General features: G+C 61.3%; 18 protein-coding genes. 10 read left to right on the top strand and 8 right to left on the bottom strand.

Features of this window, described 5'->3' with window-relative positions:
- Positions 1 to 10: 10 nt before the first annotated feature.
- From GQ39_RS05835 to GQ39_RS05815, 5 genes are all read right to left on the bottom strand, one after another.
- Positions 11 to 1,534: an ArnT family glycosyltransferase gene (locus tag GQ39_RS05835; protein ID WP_047528082.1), complete on the bottom strand. Its 1,524-nt coding sequence runs from the start codon at positions 1,532 to 1,534 to the stop codon at positions 11 to 13.
- Between the two features lie 3 nt (positions 1,535 to 1,537).
- The gene (locus tag GQ39_RS05830; RefSeq protein ID WP_047528080.1) at positions 1,538 to 1,816 is read right to left on the bottom strand and encodes a lipid-A-disaccharide synthase N-terminal domain-containing protein; all 279 of its coding nucleotides are present in this window, start codon (positions 1,814 to 1,816) and stop codon (positions 1,538 to 1,540) included.
- Positions 1,813 to 2,553, bottom strand: a complete 741-nt coding sequence (locus tag GQ39_RS05825; RefSeq protein WP_047528079.1) for a glycosyltransferase family 2 protein — start codon at positions 2,551 to 2,553, stop codon at positions 1,813 to 1,815. The genes GQ39_RS05830 and GQ39_RS05825 overlap by 4 nt, the downstream gene beginning before the upstream one ends.
- Positions 2,554 to 2,600: 47 nt before the next feature.
- Positions 2,601 to 3,578 carry an NAD-dependent epimerase/dehydratase family protein gene (locus tag GQ39_RS05820; RefSeq protein WP_047538478.1) on the bottom strand — a complete coding sequence of 326 codons (978 nt, stop codon included), beginning with the start codon at positions 3,576 to 3,578 and terminating at the stop codon, positions 2,601 to 2,603.
- 169 nt (positions 3,579 to 3,747) lie between these two features.
- The gene (locus tag GQ39_RS05815) at positions 3,748 to 4,368 is read right to left on the bottom strand and encodes a cell wall hydrolase (RefSeq protein WP_047528077.1); all 621 of its coding nucleotides are present in this window, start codon (positions 4,366 to 4,368) and stop codon (positions 3,748 to 3,750) included.
- A gap of 143 nt (positions 4,369 to 4,511) precedes the next feature.
- On the opposite strand from GQ39_RS05815, the gene GQ39_RS05810 reads away from it, so the two are divergent.
- From GQ39_RS05810 to GQ39_RS05785, 6 genes are all read left to right on the top strand, one after another.
- Positions 4,512 to 5,363 carry a CAP domain-containing protein gene (locus tag GQ39_RS05810; RefSeq protein WP_047528075.1) on the top strand — a complete coding sequence of 284 codons (852 nt, stop codon included), beginning with the start codon at positions 4,512 to 4,514 and terminating at the stop codon, positions 5,361 to 5,363.
- Between the two features lie 444 nt (positions 5,364 to 5,807).
- Positions 5,808 to 6,806, top strand: coding sequence for a GTP 3',8-cyclase MoaA (gene moaA, locus GQ39_RS05805; protein ID WP_047528074.1), 999 nt, complete (start codon positions 5,808 to 5,810; stop codon positions 6,804 to 6,806).
- A 6-nt stretch (positions 6,807 to 6,812) separates the two neighbouring features.
- Positions 6,813 to 7,712, top strand: coding sequence for a bestrophin family protein (locus tag GQ39_RS05800; protein ID WP_047528072.1), 900 nt, complete (start codon positions 6,813 to 6,815; stop codon positions 7,710 to 7,712).
- Positions 7,713 to 7,833: 121 nt separating this feature from the next.
- Positions 7,834 to 9,192: a chromate efflux transporter gene (gene chrA / locus GQ39_RS05795; RefSeq protein WP_047528070.1), complete on the top strand. Its 1,359-nt coding sequence runs from the start codon at positions 7,834 to 7,836 to the stop codon at positions 9,190 to 9,192.
- A gap of 400 nt (positions 9,193 to 9,592) precedes the next feature.
- Positions 9,593 to 10,957 carry a glutamine synthetase family protein gene (locus tag GQ39_RS05790; RefSeq protein WP_047528069.1) on the top strand — a complete coding sequence of 455 codons (1,365 nt, stop codon included), beginning with the start codon at positions 9,593 to 9,595 and terminating at the stop codon, positions 10,955 to 10,957.
- A 152-nt stretch (positions 10,958 to 11,109) separates the two neighbouring features.
- Entirely contained in the window at positions 11,110 to 12,408 is a 1,299-nt protein-coding gene (locus GQ39_RS05785; protein ID WP_047528068.1) for an NAD(P)/FAD-dependent oxidoreductase, read from the top strand.
- A 58-nt stretch (positions 12,409 to 12,466) separates the two neighbouring features.
- Here the strand turns inward: GQ39_RS05785 and GQ39_RS05780 are convergent, their stop codons facing one another.
- Entirely contained in the window at positions 12,467 to 13,255 is a 789-nt protein-coding gene (locus GQ39_RS05780; protein ID WP_047528067.1) for a DeoR/GlpR family DNA-binding transcription regulator, read from the bottom strand.
- Positions 13,256 to 13,620: 365 nt separating this feature from the next.
- Between GQ39_RS05780 and GQ39_RS05775 the strand changes: the two genes are divergently transcribed.
- The 4 genes from GQ39_RS05775 to GQ39_RS05760 all read left to right on the top strand — a co-directional run bounded on the left by GQ39_RS05775 (position 13,621) and on the right by GQ39_RS05760 (position 16,947).
- The gene (locus GQ39_RS05775) at positions 13,621 to 14,385 is read left to right on the top strand and encodes a COG4705 family protein (protein ID WP_047528064.1); all 765 of its coding nucleotides are present in this window, start codon (positions 13,621 to 13,623) and stop codon (positions 14,383 to 14,385) included.
- A 28-nt stretch (positions 14,386 to 14,413) separates the two neighbouring features.
- Positions 14,414 to 14,851, top strand: coding sequence for a hypothetical protein (locus tag GQ39_RS05770; RefSeq protein ID WP_047528061.1), 438 nt, complete (start codon positions 14,414 to 14,416; stop codon positions 14,849 to 14,851).
- 108 nt (positions 14,852 to 14,959) lie between these two features.
- Positions 14,960 to 15,625 (top strand): response regulator, encoded by a 666-nt coding sequence (locus GQ39_RS05765; protein WP_047528059.1) that lies wholly within the window; start codon positions 14,960 to 14,962, stop codon positions 15,623 to 15,625.
- Positions 15,601 to 16,947: an ATP-binding protein gene (locus tag GQ39_RS05760; RefSeq protein ID WP_047528057.1), complete on the top strand. Its 1,347-nt coding sequence runs from the start codon at positions 15,601 to 15,603 to the stop codon at positions 16,945 to 16,947. Before GQ39_RS05765 ends, GQ39_RS05760 begins: the two co-directional genes overlap by 25 nt.
- 29 nt (positions 16,948 to 16,976) lie before the next feature.
- On the opposite strand, the gene GQ39_RS05755 is transcribed toward GQ39_RS05760, so the two are convergent.
- Together GQ39_RS05755 and GQ39_RS05750 are read right to left on the bottom strand one after the other, a co-directional pair.
- On the bottom strand, positions 16,977 to 17,648 hold the full coding sequence (locus tag GQ39_RS05755) for a hypothetical protein (RefSeq protein WP_047528055.1): 672 nt from the start codon (positions 17,646 to 17,648) through the stop codon (positions 16,977 to 16,979).
- 172 nt (positions 17,649 to 17,820) lie between these two features.
- Positions 17,821 to 19,716 (bottom strand): sigma-54-dependent Fis family transcriptional regulator, encoded by a 1,896-nt coding sequence (locus GQ39_RS05750; protein ID WP_047528053.1) that lies wholly within the window; start codon positions 19,714 to 19,716, stop codon positions 17,821 to 17,823.
- Between the last annotated feature and the right edge of the window lie 193 nt (positions 19,717 to 19,909).

Genomic DNA, 19,909 nt, shown 5'->3' with positions numbered 1-19,909 from the left:
ATGCCCCTGATCATTTCGCGGCAAGCGGCGCCCATTCGAACCGATAGGACCTGGGGGACGGCCCTGGCTGGCATTGACCGTTGTCGGCATCGGCGCCGACGATCGACCACTGTGCACGGGAGTTTTCGCCCAGTTCATGGGCGGCTTCGGGCTTGAAGCACCGGGTCAGGACTTCGTCCGGCACCAGGGCATAATCCTGAGGATGTTCACGCAGCCATTGTGCGGCCCTTTCGACCGTGGAGTTGTCCATGCCGAAATGCACGATTGGCTGGCGGGCGAACAACCAGTGCCCCTCCTCCCAATTGACCAGCACCAGGTCCGCACCGTGGCTCATGGTCGCGGCCTGGGACATGATCGCCTGATCCGGGTTGACGCCATCGGCGAACGGTTCGATAAACCCGCGGGCGAACCACAACACGAACCAGCCTGCCACCAGGGCCGGAAATGCCCGGCGCAGGCGCGGACGCCGCTTGAACCAGCGCTGCAGCAGCCAGGGAATCAGCGGCGCAGCCGCCAGTACCAGCCCCGGTAGCGCCGGGTAGATGTACAACTTGCGCTTGCCAGCACTGATGCAAAAGAACAGCACCACCAGCGCAACCCAACCGAGCAGCACCAGCACCCGACCGTCACGCTTTTGCAGCTGACGGCGCCAGGCCGGCACCAGCCACGGCAAGACCAGCACCAACGGCAACCAGTACTGCGGAATGACATTGGTGAAGAAGTACCAGAACGGTTCGCGGTGATGCCACGAGTTGGCGTAGCGCCCGGCCGTCTGGCGCAAGAGGATTTCCCGGGCATAGGCCACCTCGTCAGCGCCGCCGTTGAGCACGATGGACAAGGCCAGGGGCAACAGCCAGACCGCGATCGCCGCCAGCATTACCAGCAACCCGAGCCACCATTTGCGCGCCTGGCCCGGCATGGCCACCACACCCGGCCAGTCCTTGCGCACCGCATAGGCATAAGGGATCAGCATCAGCGCCGGCAGAAAGCCCACGCCTTTGGTGATCACGCCGATGCCCATGGCCGCGCAACCCACATAGAACCAACGCCATGCCGGCCCCAGCAACAAATGACGGGCCAGGCCGTACAGGCCCAGCGTGGTGAACAGAATCAGAAAACTGTCGATCTGCCCGGTGCGCAGGATGCTGTAGGTCTGGTAGGTCGCCAGGTACAACAGCGCGGCGTTACGCCCGATGCGCTGGCTCCACAACCGGCGGCCCAGGTCATAGACCATCGCCGTGACGGTCACGGCGGAAAACAGCCCCGGAATATACAACGCGATATTGGGCTTACCCGTGAGCCAGGTGAAGAACGCCACCGTCCACATGAAGATCGGCGGCTTGTCACCGTAGATTTCTGCGGCGCGGTGTGGAATCAGCCACGAACCGTTTTGCAGCATCTCCAGGGCCACGCCGAGGAAACGTTCTTCATCGACATTCTGCGCTTCACGCAGCCCCAGGCCGGCACCGACCAAAAGCAGGGCGAGCAGCATCAGGGCCAGGCATTCGACGCGGGGCGACAGGGTTCGACGCATGATTCATTCCTTGAGGTGTTTGCTTTTCGCAATCAATTGCAAGTTGCGCAGATACACGATGGAGCCAAAGGCCTGACCGGCAATGAACACCGGGTCCTGTCGGTAAATGGCGTACGCAAACAGCAATGTGCTGCCGACGATGCTCAAGTACCAGAAGCTCACCGGGATCACGCTGCGTTTTTTGTATTCGCTATACAGCCACTGCAGGACGAAGCGGCCGGTGAACGCAATTTGCCCGGCAAAGCCGATCACCAGCCACAGCACTTCGCGCGACAGGGTCATCCCTCGACCTCCTGGGCCTGGGTGTTGAGCCGAGTGCGCTTGATCAGCCACCAGACGCCGATCAGGTCGAGAATGCCCACCAGCGCGCGGTCGATATTGCCGTACTTGGACACACCGGCAGTGCGGTGCCGGTGGTTGACCGGATGGACGATCATTCGGCCATTGTGGCGCTGGATCAGTGCTGGAATGTACCGATGCATATGATCGAAGTACGGCAGGCGCAAAAACGCCGCGCGTTGAATCAGTTTCAAACCACAGCCAGTGTCGGGCGTGGCGTCCTTGAGCAGGCGACTGCGCAGGCCATTGGCGAAACCCGAAGCCCAGCGCTTGCTCGCGGTGTCGCGGCGGTTGGTGCGGTGACCGGCCACCAATTGCACCTCGTCCCTGCCTCGCCCGCCGCGCACCAGCGCCAGCATGCCCGGGATGTCCGCCGGGTCGTTCTGCCCGTCGCCATCGAGGGTCGCCAGCCACTGCCCCCGGGCCTCACGCGCCGCATGATAGAGCGAGGTGCTTTGGCCCAGCGAGCGATCATGATGCAGGATGCGTAACGGGCTCAGACCATTGTTTTTGGCCTGCAGTAATTCGTGCAAGGTCGCGTCGGTACTGCCATCGTCGACCACGATGATTTCATAAGACTCGTCGGTCAGCGCCACGCGGACCTCCTCAAGCAAGGGCTTGAGATTGTTTGCTTCGTTCTTCGCTGGAATCAGTACCGATACAAAAATGTCCTGGCTCATGGTGTCTCCCTCGCCTTGTGGTTTTTCCGCTGTCAAAGGCGAACGTTTCAAATTTGATAAAACTGCCGATACCACGTCACAAACGCCCCTACGCCGGCAGCAACCGGGACTTGAGGGCGGAAGTCGACCCATTCGGTCAGCGCCGAGACATCGGCCCAGGTCTTGATCACGTCACCGGCCTGCAGTGGTAGATAGTTACGTTGCGCCGGCATCCCCAGCGCCGCTTCCAGGCAGTCGACGAACTCCAGCAGCGCCACTGGCTGGCCGCGACCGATATTGAACAACCGGTTGGCGCCCGCGCCGGGCTCATCCGCCAGCGGCGGGCGCGTGCGCAAACGGGCGATGCTTTCGACGATGTCGTCGATATACGTGAAATCCCGCGCCATCCGGCCCTGGTTATAGATGTCGATCGGCAAACCTTTGAGCATGGCCTCGGTAAACCTGAACAGCGCCATGTCGGGTCGGCCCCATGGTCCGTAAACCGTGAAGAAGCGCAGCCCGCTGGCCTTGAGCCCGTACAGGTGGCAATAACTCTCGGCCAGCAGCTCATTGGCGCGCTTGGTCGCGGCATACAGCGAAACAGGGTGATCGACCGCGTCTTCGACACTGAACGGCATTTTGCTGTTGCTGCCGTACACCGAGCTGCTCGAGGCGTAGATCAGATGCTCAGGGCGATGGTGCCGGCAGGCTTCCAGCACATTGAGAAAGCCCACCAGGTTTGATTGAGCGTAAACGTCGGGATTGTCCAAGGAGTAGCGCACACCGGCCTGGGCGGCCAGATGCACCACTTCGCTAAACGGTTGATCGCGAAACAACGCCATCAACGCCGGCTTATCGACAATGTCTATTTTCTCGAAACGAAAGCCCGGCAAGCACTCCAGTTCCTTGAGTCGTGCGCGCTTGAGCGTGACGTCGTAATAGTCATTGAGGTTGTCGATGCCAACCACTGCATGGCCGTCCAGACATAGACGCCGGGCGGTGTGAAATCCAATGAACCCGGCGACGCCGGTGACGAGAACCGTCACTGGCCAGTACGCCACGATGGCGCACCGACTGGTGCAGTGTTGCTGCTCAATACCCACGCCTGCTTCATGCTTCTGTTCCTGCCCATGACGTTTCTGATGCGTGACTCCGTCATGAAGCTTATAAAACAGAAATGTTTCAGTTTCGGTGGTTCAGAAAAACTTGATCGGATTATTTCGCATCCCCGTCACGGGGCTTATAAAACCGGAACAAGCCGATTTCAGCGGTCTTGACGTACTTGTCCGCCCAATCGGGCTTGACGGTGCGGTCGTGAAAATACAACGCGCCGCCCGTGTGGTCCGGCAATTGTTTGTTCAGCGCCTTGCGTGCGATTTCCTTGGCGATCGCGTAGGGAGCCTCCTCCTGAGCCGAGTCGGACTTGCCGTCACACCACCAGGAGAACTGGCAGCTCTTGGTTTCCGAGCCCTGTTTGACCACCGCGCACACCGTATCCGGGAAGCCTTCGTGACCCAGTCGGTTCATCACCACATTGGCGACGGCCTCCATGTCGGTGGAGTCCTTGCCCTTGGCTTCCCAGTAGATCGAACGGGCCAGACAGGTGATCGCGTCGTCCATGGGTGCTTTGCCCGCCGGATCGACTGCCTGGACTTCAGGTTGGGTAATGGCTTGAGACTTGGGTACCGGTGCCGGACTGCTGTTATCCGCAGCCTTTTGCTCCAGGACCTCGGCCTTGTCTTTGGCGACTTGTTGTTTTTGATCCTGATCGCTGGCGAAGGCCGGGCCGACCAGCAGCGTTATTGCGAGGCAGGTTGCAATCCAGTCGAGGCGCATGATGGGAAGAACTCAGTGGGCAATATCGATTCAGTGTAGTAGTGAACGGGTTGCATGCCCCCCCACAACATTCTGGAAAATCCACTGCCTTTGATGGGGTAATTTCGCGCATCATGGGCGCAGTCAGCTCAAGGGGGATTTCCATGCGTTCACTATCATCCGCAATGCGCTTTACCGGGTTGTCACTGGGTCTGCTGTTCGCCTCCAGCGCGATGGCGGGCGAAGAGTCACAGCTGATCGAATCGATCAATGCCTACCGCAGCCAGCTGCAACGGTGCGCCGGTCAAGTGTCGTCGGAGCTGCCGCCGCTGTCGGCCGACCCGCGCCTGGCGCTGTCCGCCACCAGCATCGGCAATTTGCAGCAGGCCATGGTGACCGCCGGTTACCCCATGAAGAACGTGCAGGCGATCAGCCTGTCCGGGCCCCGTGACGCGGCCTCGGCGATGAAAGCGATACAGGAGAGTTTTTGCCAGATCGTGCTGGACCCGCAATTCGTCGATGTCGGTGTCAGCCATCAGGACCGTGACTGGCGAATCGTCGTCGCCCGTCCGTTGCTCAGCGCACGCCTGGGCGACTGGCAGACCGAAGGCCAGAAACTGCTGGCCGAACTCAACATCGCTCGCAGCAAAGCGCGCCAATGTGGCACGCAGCCCTTCGGCGCCACCGCGCCGCTGACCTGGAACGCCACGCTGGCGACTGCCGCCGAAGCGCACGCGCGCAACATGGCCAATAAAAATTTCTTCGACCACAAGGACCCGGATGGCCGCACACCGGGCGACCGGGCGGAACTGGCGGGCTACGACTTCCAGCAGATCGGCGAGACCATCGCCGCCGGGCAGGACACCGTGCGCAAGGTGGTCGATGGCTGGATGGCCAGCCCCGGGCATTGCGCCAACGTGATGAACCCGCTGTTCCGTGATCTGGGCGCGGCCTATGCGACCGATCCGAAGAGCGATGCGGGGATTTACTGGACGGTGATGTTCGGGGCGCAATAAGGGCCTGACCTGAAACGACCTCTGTGACGAAGGAACTTGTCGGACTGTTATGACCGACAAGCCCGCTCCCACAGCCATTCACGCGGCGGTCTTTGACTTTGACCTGATTGAGGTCATCGATCGTTTGACGCAGAAAAGAACAGGAATGCGCGTTTAATATCGCCTTATCACTCGTTGCACCCCCGCTACCGACGACATCCATTAGATTTTTTTATTCTTGTTCATCAATAACTTAAACAACCAGAAAGCCAATACCAGAAGAAAAAAAGCTCTTCATAGATGCCGTCGATCAGCCGGTTACTCATAGTGATTGGACGTTCTCCAGAGTTGCACTTAGCCTCTCCTCAACAAATCCGCACATCACGTCATTCGTCACTGTAGGAGCTCGCTCCTACAGGTTTTGCGGACATTCATTCAATACGTGCGGCGCCACCTGAGGAAATCATGTCAGAGCGAGTCTTGGTCGATGGGTTCTCCCGGCGGGTGGACTACCTGCGCATGTCGGTCACCGATCGCTGCGATTTCCGTTGCGTGTATTGCATGGCCGAGGACATGCAGTTCCTGCCCCGGCAGCGCGTGCTGACCCTGGAAGAGATCTATCAGGTGGCCCACAGCTTCGTCGCACTGGGCACCCGCAAGGTCCGCCTGACCGGGGGCGAACCGCTGATCCGCCCGGGTGTGGTGCAACTGTGCCAGAAGATCGCCGCCCTGCCCGGCCTGCGCGAACTGTGCATGACCACCAACGGTTCGCAGTTGGCCAGACTGGCTGATCCGCTGCTCGAGGCCGGGGTCAAGCGCCTCAACATCAGCCTCGATTGCCTCGACCCGCAACGCTTTCGCGAACTGACCCGCACCGGTGATCTGGCGCAGGTCATCAAAGGCATCGACGCCGCCAACAAGGCGGGATTTCGCAACACCAAGCTCAACTGCGTGGTGATGAAGGGCCGCAACGATCACGAGATCAATGACCTGGTGAGCTTTGCCATCGACCGTCACCTGGACATCTCCTTCATTGAAGAAATGCCCTTGGGCACCATCCACGAACACAGCCGCGCCGAGTCGTTTTTCTCCAGCGCTCAGGTACGTGAAAAAATTGCCGAACGCTACACTTTGATTGATTCCGCCGAGTCGACCCAGGGCCCTTCGCGCTACTGGCGCCTGGCCGAAGCGCCGCACATTCGCCTGGGGTTCATTTCACCCCACAGCCACAACTTTTGCGGCACCTGCAACCGGGTGCGGCTGACCGTGGAGGGTCGCCTGCTGCTGTGCCTGGGCAACGAGCACGCGGTCGACCTCAAGGCCGTCTTGCGTAGCCACCCCGGCCAGCCCGAACGCCTGGAACACGCCATCATCGAGGCAATGAAACTCAAACCTTATCGGCACCATTTCGAAGTGAACGACGATGTCCAGGTGGTTCGCTTCATGAACATGACAGGCGGCTGAAAGACCATGATCGTCAGACCCAAACCCAACCTGATCGGTGTCCTGACATCACTCAAGGGCTCGATCGCCAAGCGCATTGCCCTGCGCAGCCTGATGGTGACGCTGCTGGCCTCGGCCATCGTGCTGATCGAAACGCTGCACCCCAGCTACTTTTCCAAGGTCAGTGCGACACCCTTCACCCTGCTGGGTTTGTCGCTGTCGATCTTCATGAGCTTTCGCAACAACGCCTGTTATGACCGCTGGTATGAAGCGCGCAAGGCGTGGGGCGACATCATCGTGGAAGTCCGGTCGATGATTCGCGAAACCCGGGTCATCAAGGACGCCCGTGAGCGACACACGATCCTCGGCAACCTCTGCGGCTTCGCCCATGCGCTTAACGCCCGGTTGCGCAAGGAGAACGAACTGGCCGCCAGCGGTGACTGGTTGCAGCCAATTCCCAAGGGCGGCACCCAGGACATCAGCGGGCAAATACTGATGCAGGTTGGCCAACAGTGCTCGGCACTCAGCGAGTCGGGCGCCATCAATGAATGGCGCTACACCATCATCTCCGGTCACCTGTCCAACCTGACCCGCGCCCAGGCGATCTGTGAACGGATCAAAAATACCCCGCTGCCGTTCCCCTACACCTTGCTGCTGCACCGGACCATCTATCTATTCTGCATCCTGTTGCCTTTTGCGATGGCCGAACCCTTGGGCTGGCTGACACCCATTTTCACCGCGATCGTCAGCTACACCTTTTTCGGGCTGGACGCGATTGCCGATGAATTGGAAGACCCGTTCGGACGCGACGAAAACGACCTGCCCACCGACGCCATCGTGCGCAACATCGAACGCGACATCCTGGACGCACTGGGCGTGACGGAACTGCCGCCACAACTGGAGCCGGTGGACTTTGTCCTGAACTGAAAAGCAAGCTTGCAGGAGCGCGGCTTGCCCGCGATGGCGATCGGGCAAAACCGACTGTTCAAAGCGCCGCTTCATGGCTACAGTCACCGGCTCAAAGCGCCCCAGCACAAGGAACATTCGCTTGAGCCTCACGCCCTCCCCAAACAGCGCCCCTGAACTGACCAAGCCTGCGCCGATCAGCTTGCGAGAAGCGTTCCGTTTCTGGCTCAAGCTCGGTTTCATCAGCTTCGGCGGGCCGGCCGGACAGATTTCGATCATGCACCAGGAACTGGTCGAGCGCCGCCGCTGGATCTCCGAGCGACGCTTCCTGCATGCCCTCAACTACTGCATGTTGCTGCCCGGTCCCGAGGCCCAGCAACTGGCGACCTACCTGGGCTGGCTGATGCACCGTACCTGGGGTGGCGTGATCGCCGGTGCGCTGTTTGTGCTGCCGTCGCTGTTCATCCTGATTGCGCTGTCCTGGGTGTACATCGCCTTCGGTGAAGTGCCGGTGGTGGCCGGGCTGTTTTACGGGATCAAGCCAGCGGTGACCGCGATTGTGCTGCAAGCCGCGCACCGGATCGGCTCCCGTGCGCTGAAGAACGGCTGGATGTGGGCGATCGCCGCAGCGTCATTCGCCGCGATCTTCCTCGGCAACGTGCCGTTTCCGCTGATCGTGCTGGGCGCGGCCATCATCGGTTACTTCGGCGGGCGCCTGGCCCCGGATAAATTCACAACGGGCGGCCACGGCGCGGCGAAAAAATCTTTCGGCCCGGCACTGATCGACGACGACACGCCGCCCCCCGAACATGCCCGTTTCAGTCGCTGGTACCTGTTGCGCCTGGCGCTGATCGGCGTGGTATTGTGGACACTGCCGATGGCGACCCTCACTGCCCTGTTCGGCTGGGAAGGCACGCTCACGCAAATGAGCTGGTTCTTCACCAAAGCGGCACTGCTGACCTTCGGCGGAGCCTACGCGGTGCTGCCCTATGTGTATCAGGGCGCGGTCGGCCACTATGGCTGGCTGACGCCGACACAGATGATCGACGGCCTGGCGCTGGGCGAAACCACGCCGGGGCCGCTGATCATGGTCGTGGCCTTTGTCGGCTTTATCGGTGCCTATGTCCATCAAGTGTTCGGCCCCGATCAGGCGTTTGTCGCCGGCGCCCTCGCGGCCACGCTGGTGACCTGGTTCACTTTCCTGCCCTCGTTCCTGTTCATCCTCGCCGGTGGGCCACTGGTGGAATCCACCCATAACGAACTGAAATTCACCGCGCCGCTGACGGCCATCACTGCCGCAGTGGTCGGCGTGATTCTTAACCTGGCGTGCTTTTTTGGTTATCACGTGCTGTGGCCCAAGGGCTTCGCCGGTCAACTGGACTGGCCTTCATTGCTGATCGCCATCGCCGCCGCCATTGCCTTGCTTCGGTTCAAGCGCGGCGTCATCGAAGTGTTGTTCGGTTGTGGCCTGATCGGACTGGTCGTGCACCTGCTGCATTGAATCAAAGATTTACATGTGCCCCGTTCACCCCTAGTATCCAGCCATCCCCGGATGGCTGTTTACCCGCCACCGACGTTTTCCTTCTGGAAACATGAGTCATGCGCACTTCGCCGTCAGAGCCCCACTTGCTGGATGTCTCGATCCTGACCCCCTCGCTGCTGGTCGCGGACGGCATTGCCTGATGAAACGCATCGTCAACCTCCCCATGGCCCTGCGCCGCTCAAAACTGCGTCACTCCGCACGCCCGCCGGATAGCTCCCTGCTCGCCTGATCGCGTCTTCGACGCATCGAGCCCCCAGCCTTTTTTGCTATCGCTGCCAGCACGCAACGGATGTTTATCCGTGATCGTGCCGCGGCCTGAATCCGTGCGTCCGCGGGACGCCAACGTGAGTGACGAACAATGAAATTCGCAGCCCTTGAAGATGCCCAACGCTTTCTGGCGAACAACCCCGATATCGACATGATCGAGCTGTTCATTCTCGATGCCAACGGCGTGCCACGGGGCAAGCTGTTGCACCGCGAAGAACTGCTGGCGGTGTATGAAAGCGGTCGTCCGCTGCCCAGCACCATCCTCGGCCTGACCTTGCAGGGCGAAGACGTCGAGAACTCCGGGCTGGTGTGGGACGTCGGCGACATCGACTGCCGCGCCTACCCGCTCGAAGGCAGCCTGGTGCGTTTGCCGTGGCGGCAGATTCCGACGGCGGCGGTGCAGGTCAGCATGCACCCGCAAGAAGGCATGCCGGCGAGCATCGCCGACCCGCGTCACCTGCTGATCAAAGTCATCGACGGCCTCAAAGCCGAGGGTTACCACCCGGTGATGGCCTGTGAGCTGGAGTTCTATCTGCTCGACAGCAAGCGCGATCACAACGGTCGTCCGCAACCGGCGCTGGACGCTGACGGCGGTCGTCCACGGCACACTCAGGTCTATGGCCTGCGTGAGCTGGAACAGATCGAACCGTTCCTCGCCGACCTCTATGCCGCGTGCAAACTGCACGAGATTCCGGCGCGCACGGCGATTTCCGAATACGCCCCAGGCCAGGTGGAAATCACCCTGGAACACGGCGACGCCTTGCAGGCGATGGACCAGGCCGTGCGTTACAAGCGCCTGGTGAAAGCCGTCGCCCACAAGCACGGCATGCAGGCGACGTTCATGGCCAAGCCGTTCGACGATCTGGCCGGCACCGGCATGCACATGCACGTCAGCATCGCCGACGCCGAAGGTCGCAACCTGTTCGCCTCCGAGGACCCGGCCGGCACCCCGCTGCTGCGCACCGCCATCGGCGGCATGCTCGCCTCGCTGCTGGATTCGTTGTTGCTGTTTTGCCCCAACGCCAACTCCTACCGGCGTTTCCAGGCCAACAGCTATGCGCCCCTGGCACCGACCTGGGGCGTCGATAACCGCACGGTGAGCCTGCGCGTGCCGGGTGGCCCGGCCAACAGCCGCCACATCGAACACCGCATCTGCGGCGCCGACGCCAACCCGTATCTGGCGGCGGCGGCGATTCTGGCCGGCATCCATCGCGGCATCCGTGAAAACCTCGACCCGGGGGAACCGGTGCAAGGCAACGGTTATGCGCAAGCCACGCAATTGCTGCCCACCGACTGGCTGACGTCCCTGACGGCACTGGAAAATTCGGCGTGGGCGCGGGATGCACTGGGTCAGGAATTTCTTGGGGTTTATCTGGCGGTCAAGCGTGCCGAGTACCGGCAGTTCATGGGCGAAGTGGGTGAGCAGGACTGGCGCTGGTATCTGACTGAGGCGTGAGCCCAATCAGCCCCCAACCCCCTGTGGGAGCGAGCCTGCTCGCGATGGCGGTGTGTCATTCACCACTGAGATGACTGACATGGCCTATCGCGAGCAGGCTCGCTCCCACAGGGACCGCGCTAACTGCTCTTCATTTTTGCCTGGACCCTGACATGACTAACCAACGCTGCAATTCCTACTACACCGCCACTCTCAACCAGGACACCGATTACCCGACCCTGCAAGGCCAACACCGGGTTGACGTGGTGATCATCGGCGGCGGCTTCACCGGCGTCGCCACCGCCGTCGAACTGGCTGAAAAAGGCCTGAAAGTCGCCATCGTCGAAAGCCACAAAATCGGCTGGGGCGCGACCGGACGCAACGGTGGCCAGGTCACCGGCAGCCTCTCGGGCGACGAGGCCATGCGCAAGCAAATGCGCCGTACCCTCGGCGAAGACGTCGACGACTTCATCTGGCACCTGCGCTGGCGCGGACACCAGATCATCCGGCAACGGGTGGAAAAATACGGCATCGCCTGCGACCTCAAGCACGGCCACCTGCACGCGGCCTACAAGCCAAGCCACATGGAGGGCTTGCGCAAGGATTACGACGAAGCCGTGCGCCGTGGCATGGGCGACGAGGTCAGCCTGCTCGACCGCAGCCAGGTGCGCGACCTGCTGCAAAGCGACCTTTACCACGGCGCAATCAAGAACACCCGCAACATGCACCTGCACCCGCTGAACCTGTGCATCGGCGAAGCCCGCGCGGCCGAGAGCCTGGGCGCGCTGATCTTCGAAAACAGCGAAGTGCTGGAGATCATTCACGGTGATGGCCCGCACAAGCGCCCTGGCGTACGCACCGCCCACGGTCGCATCGACGCCAACCAGGTGCTGCTGGCCGGCGACGTCTACCACAAACTGGAACCGGGCCAACTCAAGGGCAAGATCTTCCCGGCCATGGGCGGCATCGTCACCACCGCGCCGCTGGGCGACCTGGCCAGACAGATCAACCCCGAAGACCTGGCCGTCTACGACTGCCGCTTCGTGCTCGATTACTACCGCCTGACTGCGGACGGTCGTTTGCTGTTCGGTGGCGGCGCCAATTACAGCGGCAAGGATTCCCGCGACATCGCCGCCGAGTTGCGCCCCTGCATCGAGCAAACGTTCCCGGCACTCAAGGGCGTGGCCATCGATTACCAGTGGAGCTGCGCGATGGGCATCGTGATCAACCGCATCCCGCAATTGGGCAAGCTCTCGGACAACGTCTGGTACTGCCAGGGCTACTCCGGGCACGGCATCGCCACCACGCACATCATGGGCGAAATCATGGGCCGCGCGATCACAGGACAACTGGAGCACTTCGACACCTTCGCCGCCTGCCAGCACATCCGCGTCCCCATGGGCGACCTGCTCGGCAACCCGATGCTCGCCGCCGGCATGTGGTACTACCAAATGCTTGAACGCCTGCGCTGAGGCAGCCACGGAATACACCTGAATGAGCTGTGGGAGCCAGCTTGCTCCCATAGTTTGCTCAAGCCTCCACCTGAACCACCTCGATGCCCAGCTTGCGGTAATCATCGATGTTGCCCGTCGCCACATGACGCTCGGTGATCAGCGTATGCAGGCGCGAACAGGGCGCCACCACGAACGGTTCGACCGCGCCCAGTTTGTCCGCCGTGGTGACGGCGATCACCCGCGAGGCACTGTCGATCAGTGCCTGTTTCACCGGCACCTCATCGAAATGCAGCGAGCTGATGCCCACCTCGGGATGAATCGCGCAAACCCCGGTGAACAGCAGGTCAGCCTTGATTCCCTGCAGCAAGCGAAGGGTCTCGTGACCGCTGACCGACATCGTCGCCAGGTTGAGTTGCCCGCCCGCGAGAATGACCTTGATGCCTTTGTATTCAGCCAGGGTGATGGCAGTTATCGGCGAAGTCGTGATGGCGGTGATGGAAATGTCCGAGGGCAGCGAACGCGCGATCTGCAGTGTGGTCGTGCCCGAATCGAACATCACGATCTGGCCGTCCTCCACCCTTTCAGCGGCGAGCTGCGCCAGTCGGGTTTTCACCTCGTCGGTTTCGCTGATGCGGGTGAAGTAATCCTTGCCAGTGTCCTTGGGTCGCGGCAGCGCCCCGCCGTGCACCCGCTGAACCAGGCCGGCGCTGTCCAGCTCGGCAAGATCGCGGCGGATGGTGTCTTCGGACACGGCGAAATGCTGGCTCAACCCGGAGGCCATGACCTTGCCGTCGCGCTCGAGGATCAGGAGGATTTTCTGCCGACGCAGATGAGGGAGTTCGGCCGCAGAATGTTGATCATGCATGTCTTTGCCTGTTTATGCGTTTAGATGCGTGTTTTTGCGAGATTAGTCAAACCGTGCCATAAACACAAACAGGACGAGGCCGGATATCAATTGTTTCGATCTTTCAAATCACGAAGGCGAATTTTTTATTTGCGCGTGACCTGTTCAAGATGAGCGCCATCACAAAAAGCACCGGATGGACATCTCATGAATCTCAATTTCGCCTTCGCCTGCATGATCGTGGTCTCGTTTGCCATCGCGCTGGGCCACGCCTGATTCAAAGTGCCCGGCATTGCTCGATCCTGCCTTGCTCAGTCCCAGCTAAGTTTCAGTCGGTAGTCTTTCTCCTGCGCCACTAACAGCGCTGCCCAGGAGAATCGATCGACATGAACCCGACACCCGCCGGCTGGCTCAACAAGGTGCCCGAAGTGACGCTGTCATTTTGGGTCATCAAGATCATGTCCACCACGGTCGGTGAAACCGGCGCCGACTTTCTGGCCGTCAACGCAGGCCTCGGCGCGGGCTGGACCAGTATCGGCATGGCGGCCCTGCTGGCCATCGCGCTGACCGGCCAACTGCGCACCAAGGCCTACACCCCCTGGATCTATTGGCTCACCGTTGTGCTGGTGAGCATCGTCGGCACGCAGATCACCGACATCCTCACCGACATGCTGGACGTCAGCCTGTACACCAGTACCGCGGTCTTTTCCATTCTGCTGGCGGTCAATTTCCTGGTCTGGTACCGGACCGAACACAACCTCTCCATCCGCGAAATCGTCACCCCACGGCGCGAGCTGTTCTATTGGGCGACCGTGCTCTGCACCTTTGCCCTGGGCACCGCTGCGGGCGACCTGGCCACAGAAGCGCTGGGCCTGGGCTTCACCCTCGGCGCGGTGATATTCGGCGTATTGATTGGCGCCACCCTCGTCGCCTGGCGCCTGGGCGGCAACGTCGTGCTGACCTTCTGGATCGCCTACATCCTGACCCGCCCCTTCGGCGCCTCGCTCGGCGACCTGCTGACGCAAGCCAAAACCTACGGTGGCCTGGGCATGGGCGCGAGCTGGACCAGCGCGCTGTTCCTGTGCGTCATCGTCATTCTGGTGGCCGTCGCGCAAATAAGCGTCGGCAGCCGCAAACACACCACTGCGTAATCCTTCAACAGCCATTCAGGGACACTTCATGCGCTACGTTCAAAACGCCATTCGCCACCTTGCCATTGTTGGCGCCATCGCCCTGCTCGGCATCGCGACCGGCTGCTCGAAACCGGCGGACAAACCCAATGCCGGTGCCGCTTCGGGCGCGGTCAGCAACCAGGCCGTCGCGGGCTCCAAACTGGGCGACTTGTCAGCGTTCCGCAGCATTGCCGCCGACGTCGCCGGGCGGGTCGACAAAAATGACCTGCCTGCGGCGAAAGCCCGGATCAAGGACCTGGAAACCTCCTGGGATGAAGCCGAAGCCGGCATCAAGCCCCGTGCCGCCAGCGACTGGCATGTGGTGGACAAGGCCATCGACCGCGCACTGTCTGCGCTGCGCAAGAGCAGCCCGGTCCAGAGCGACTGCAAAATCGCCATGGATGACCTGCTCAAGGCCTTCGACGCCATGAAAGCCACCCCCTGACCGATGGCCGCTACCTCCGTGAGGCGACAGCGGACAAACCCGGACACAGGTGCTTCAATACAGGCGCGACGGCCATCACCGTCGCGTCTTTTCTTACCGGAGCCGAACATGCGGATACTGCTGGTCGAAGACGACCCGATGATCGGCGACGTGATCCAGAGCGCCCTCACGGATGCCAGTTACGCCGCCGACTGGGTCAAGAACGGCCTGCTGGCCCTGGCTGCGTTGCAGACCCAGCACTACGATCTGGTGTTGCTGGACCTCGGTCTGCCCGGCAAGGACGGGCTCGATGTACTCGACAGTATTCGTGGCCAGAACAACCCCGTGCCGCTGCTCATCATCACCGCCCGCGACAACCTCGATGATCGCTTGCGCGGGCTCGATGGCGGCGCCGACGATTACCTGCTCAAACCCTTCGAGATGGCCGAACTGCTGGCGCGCATGCGTGCGGTACTGCGCCGTCACGGTGGCAGCGCCCTGTCGCGACTCGACAACGGCGTCGTGGCCCTGGACCTGATTTCCAAGGAAGCCAGCACGGAGGAAAATCCCGGCGTTCTGCTCTCCAGTCGCGAGTTCGCCTTGCTCCAGGCGCTGTTGATCCGTCCGGGAGCCATCCTGTCGCGCAGCGAACTCGAAGACCGTCTCTACGGCTGGGGCAATGAAGTGGAAAGCAATGCGGTGGAGTTCCTGATTCATGCGCTGCGCCGCAAGCTGGGAAGCCACGTCATCAAAAATGTCAGGGGTATGGGATGGATGGTTTCAAAAAACGTTTAGGCGAGTCGGTCCAGCTCAGGCTGAGCGTGGCCCTGTCGCTGGCCATCCTGACGGTCGCCATCATGGCCGGGGTCTTCGCCTACGTTTCGGCCTTCGATGAAGCCCACGACATGCAGGACGACACCTTGCGCCAGATGGCCAAGCTCTTCGACCGCCAGCACATGACACTCCAGTACCCGGAAAATGGCGCGGCGGATGACGACGAGGCGCGCATCATTCTTCAGTACCTGGCCGACGGCAGCAAAGCCTCGGGAGACGATGATGCCGGCACCCCGCTGCCCTTCCCCACGACCCTGCCCGACGGCCTGTCGACCGTGCCCATTGCCGGCGAAGCCTTTCGTGTCCTGGTCAAGACCACTGCCCAGGGCGAGCGCATCGCCGTCGCCCAGGAAACCGGCGCCCGCGACAAGGACGCCCGCGCCAGTGCCTGGCGCAGTGTCCTGCCGTTCCTGGTTCTGCTGCCCATCCTGCTGCTGGTGGTCAGCGACCTGGTGCGCAAACTGTTCCGCCCCATTGCCATGCTTTCGTCCGAAATCGACCGCCGCGACGAGCAGGAACTGCATCCGATCGACGAACACCACCTGCCCCTCGAAATCCGCCCCTTCGTGGTGGCGATCAATCGATTGCTCAACCGTGTCGCGCAGTCCATGGAGAGCCAGCGCCGCTTCGTCGCCGACGCCGCCCACGAACTGCGCTCGCCGCTGACGGCCCTGTCCCTGCAGGCCGAGCGACTGGCCGCCGTCGACATGCCGGCGCCGGCGCGAGAGCGGCTGGTGCCCTTGCGACGGGGCATCGAGCGCGGCAGACAATTGATTGACCAGTTGCTGACGCTGGCCAAGGCACAGTCCACTGCGACCTGCGGGGCATCAACGACCTCCGTGCATGAGGTCTATCGCCGCGTGCTGGAAGATCTATTGCCGCTGGCCGAACGCAAGCACCTCGACATTGGAGTCGAGATCGAACAAGACGCGCGGGTGTGCATCAACGAAATCGACCTGACGGCCGTGGTGAAAAACCTGGTGGACAACGCTATCCGCTACACGCCGGCGCACGGCCGCGTCGATCTGACGCTGAAGAGGGAGAGCGGCCAGGCCCTGTTGCAGATCAGGGACTCGGGGCCAGGTATTGTCGTGGAGGAACAGGAGCGGGTGTTCGATCCGTTCTATCGCAGCCTGGGCACCGATGAATCCGGCTCGGGGCTGGGGCTGTCGATCGTCAAGGCGATCATGGACCGAAACGGGGCGCGGGTGAAATTGGGTTTCATGGATGAGCGGGCCAGAAGCGGCTTGTGTGTGTCGTTGTGGTTGCGCGTCAGCAACTGAGCACGCCTTGACGGCCGATCAACCGGCCGTCAGTTGCTGGCAACGTGATCCACGTTGCCCGTCATCACCAGCGCCTTGAGCGACGCATCGAACTGTTTCAGCGCATTCACCTGCAATTCGGTTTGCTCGTTGATTTGCGCGGCGATCTGCGGAGCGGCTTTGCCATGCACCCACACCGAGGGCATTTGCTTGGCGCGTGAACCTTCAGCCTGGCCGATGTATTGCAGGTTCGCATCGTAGAACTTGGCGACAAACCGCGCTTCGACCTGGTCGTTGCGCTTGGACACCAGGCGGCTGAAGGTGTCGAGCATCACCACCACATCGGGATGCGCCTGTACGGCGGCGTCGAGGTTGTCGTAGACGGTCACCGAGGCGAACTGTTTCTGCAGCGACCCCATCAACCCGTTGAGCGCACGTTCCGGATCGGAACTGTCGACGAACGCCTTGGCGATTTGCGGATTCATCTGCGGGTTCTTCGCGCCATTGACCGCCACGGCGTGGTAGCTCTCAAGGTATTGCTGGGTATTGACGGTGTTTTCGCTGTAGAGCACCGCCACCGATTGCGCGTGCGTCAGGCCGGCAGCGCTATCAGCCATCGGCAAGAAGTGGCAGGACTCCTGATCAGCGCCGAAGGCTGGCGTCATGGCTGCGACACCACAGCTTAAAAAGGCGACAAGCGTCAGCAGGGTGGAAGTTCTCATCGCGTTTGCTCCTTCAGAAACCGCTTCGGTGTCTGGTCAGTCTCCTCTTTTTCCGGCAAAACAAAACTTGCATTCCTTGATGATAACTATCGACTGAACGAATGGTGGTGGGCGGTGGGCGACTGAGGCTGACAATCGCGCCCCCCTGCTACAGCGAAGCTCCGCGCCGCATTCAACCGGGTCGTGAAATACCGTGATGACGCAGTTTGCGATAGAGCGTATTGCGGCTGATTCCCAGGCGGGCGGCAACATGGGCGATATGCCAGTGTTCCGCCTCAATCAACGTTAGCAACGTCTGCCGTTCGGATACTCCCAGCGGATTGTCGGCCAGCGCGGCTGTCGCGGATGCTGCCGGCAGCAACTCCGCCAAGTCGTCGAGAGTGACACGCCCCTCCAATGCCAACGCTACCAGTGTGCGCAGACACGTACGCAGCTGCCGGACATTGCCTGGCCAAGGCTGCGTCAGCAAGCGCTCTCTGACACCCGCGTCCAGCCGAACTCTGGCCCCTGCTGCCTCCTCGCGCAGCAACAGGTCAAGCAAACGGCCTTTGTCTGAACGCTCACGCAACGGCGGGAGCTGCACAGCGAACCCGGCAATGCGATAAAACAGATCTTCGCGAAAACGCCCCTCGGCCACACAGACGTTCAAATCCTGGTGGCTGGCACTGATAAGGCGTACGTCGAGCGCACGTGCCGTCGCGCTGCCCAGCGGCACCACCTGACGCTCCTCCAGCACACGCAGCAAGCGAGTCTGTAACGCCAGTGGCATATCGGCGATCTCATCGAGAAACAGAATGCCGCCATGGGCCTGCTCCAACTTGCCGATCATCCCGTCCTTGCGTGCGCCGGTGAAGCTGCCACCGCGATAGCCGAACAGCTCACTCTCGATCAGCGTTTCTGGAATGGCTGCGCAATTGATCGCCACAAACGGCTGGCTCGCCCTGGAGCTGGCGCGGTGCAGCGCCGCAGCAAAAGCTTCTTTACCGGTACCGGTTTCGCCCTGTAAAAACACCGGAACGTCACGCTCCAAAACACGCAATGCGCGAGTGAAGCCGCGTTGCAGGCGCGGGTCTTCCAGGCACACGTGCACATCGTTGATTTGGGGGATTGCAGGCGTGACCAAAGGCACTCGGCGCAAGGGTTCTCGCAACTGTCCGTAGAGCAGGCGCCCGTCGACCAGCCGCATTGGCCAACAGACACTCGGCTGAGCGCTGGCCTGACTCATCACTTGATCGATCGGTGTTTCCAGCAGCATCGTCAGAGACTGCCCAACCACCTGGTCACGGCGCAGGCCCAGCAGACCCAGCGCTGCATGGTTGACTGAACAGATACGGGCACTCTCGTCGAAACTGAGCAGACCTTCACCCAGTAACCCGACGAAGCCTGCCTCAGGGTGGAAGCGCAGCAAATATCGTTGCGGATCATGCCCCAGGAAAAAACAGCTCTCGATCAACTTGGCTGACAGGTTGGTCAACGCCATGGCCTTGAAGTGTTGCTGAAGACTGTGTTCCTCCCCCACAGAGGAGAGGTTGAGCACGGCAAGCAACTCTCCGCTCGCATCAAATATCGGGCTGGCCGAACACGTCAAACCAACGTGCTTGCCACGGAAATGTTCATCACGACGGATGGTGACGTCCTGACGCTCGACCAGGCAGGTGCCGACACCGTTGGTACCCTCGCAATCCTCGCTCCATACCGAACCGAGCCACAGCCCGGAGCGCTGGAACTCGGCCCGTTCGGATTCGTTGAACACACTGTCAATCGCCACACCGCGAGCATCGGTGAGTAGCACCACGTGACCGTCACGCCCGAGTTGTTGGTGCAAGTTGCTCATCTGCCAGTGCGCCGCGCAGATGATGTGTTCCAGTGGCGCGCGGTGATCCTGCAAGCGTGGGTGCTCCACGACATTTGTCGCGCGGCGGCTGGCAGGATCGAGCTGATACTGATCCAGGCACCGGCGCCAGGATCGTGTGATGGCCAGGTCAGCAAGAGGGCCATGGGTGGCGTGAGCGCCCTGGACGGCTTGCAGCACTTGTTGTGCATGGGCGTTGATCAAGGCCGGCTTCATTATTCTTGTTCTCCGTTACGGTCAGGACACGGGTCTGTTCGCAGCTTATATGAAAAGACCGCAACGAGCGTTTTTTGTACCAAGTGACACTCTGTCACCCACCCTTTCCAGAATCGTGACAGATCTCCGGATCCAAGCCTGGGCAATATGGCTGCAGCGGCTCTGCAATGGTGCTTTAACGAAGGTGGCCCGA

This window comes from Pseudomonas sp. 11/12A (genome assembly GCF_000800055.1).
Taxonomy (GTDB): Bacteria; Pseudomonadota; Gammaproteobacteria; order Pseudomonadales; family Pseudomonadaceae; genus Aquipseudomonas; species Aquipseudomonas mohnii.
Note: the sequence above shows the minus strand (reverse complement) of the source record. Positions and strands in the feature narration are given on the sequence as shown.

Bases quoted from the DNA above. Each gene is read 5' to 3' on its own strand.
- moaA (WP_047528074.1), top strand. From the start codon at position 5,808: ATGTCAGAGCGAGTCTTGGTCGATGGGTTCTCCCGGCGGGTGGACTAC.
- GQ39_RS05815 (WP_047528077.1), bottom strand. From the start codon at position 4,368: ATGCGCCTCGACTGGATTGCAACCTGCCTCGCAATAACGCTGCTGGTC.
- GQ39_RS05775 (WP_047528064.1), top strand. From the start codon at position 13,621: ATGAACCCGACACCCGCCGGCTGGCTCAACAAGGTGCCCGAAGTGACG.
- GQ39_RS05785 (WP_047528068.1), top strand. From the start codon at position 11,110: ATGACTAACCAACGCTGCAATTCCTACTACACCGCCACTCTCAACCAG.
- GQ39_RS05780 (WP_047528067.1), bottom strand. From the start codon at position 13,255: ATGCATGATCAACATTCTGCGGCCGAACTCCCTCATCTGCGTCGGCAG.
- GQ39_RS05755 (WP_047528055.1), bottom strand. From the start codon at position 17,648: ATGAGAACTTCCACCCTGCTGACGCTTGTCGCCTTTTTAAGCTGTGGT.
- GQ39_RS05790 (WP_047528069.1), top strand. From the start codon at position 9,593: ATGAAATTCGCAGCCCTTGAAGATGCCCAACGCTTTCTGGCGAACAAC.
- GQ39_RS05830 (WP_047528080.1), bottom strand. From the start codon at position 1,816: ATGACCCTGTCGCGCGAAGTGCTGTGGCTGGTGATCGGCTTTGCCGGG.
- GQ39_RS05825 (WP_047528079.1), bottom strand. From the start codon at position 2,553: ATGAGCCAGGACATTTTTGTATCGGTACTGATTCCAGCGAAGAACGAA.
- GQ39_RS05750 (WP_047528053.1), bottom strand. From the start codon at position 19,716: ATGAAGCCGGCCTTGATCAACGCCCATGCACAACAAGTGCTGCAAGCC.
- GQ39_RS05770 (WP_047528061.1), top strand. From the start codon at position 14,414: ATGCGCTACGTTCAAAACGCCATTCGCCACCTTGCCATTGTTGGCGCC.
- GQ39_RS05810 (WP_047528075.1), top strand. From the start codon at position 4,512: ATGCGTTCACTATCATCCGCAATGCGCTTTACCGGGTTGTCACTGGGT.
- GQ39_RS05760 (WP_047528057.1), top strand. From the start codon at position 15,601: ATGGATGGTTTCAAAAAACGTTTAGGCGAGTCGGTCCAGCTCAGGCTG.
- GQ39_RS05800 (WP_047528072.1), top strand. From the start codon at position 6,813: ATGATCGTCAGACCCAAACCCAACCTGATCGGTGTCCTGACATCACTC.
- GQ39_RS05765 (WP_047528059.1), top strand. From the start codon at position 14,960: ATGCGGATACTGCTGGTCGAAGACGACCCGATGATCGGCGACGTGATC.
- GQ39_RS05835 (WP_047528082.1), bottom strand. From the start codon at position 1,534: ATGCGTCGAACCCTGTCGCCCCGCGTCGAATGCCTGGCCCTGATGCTG.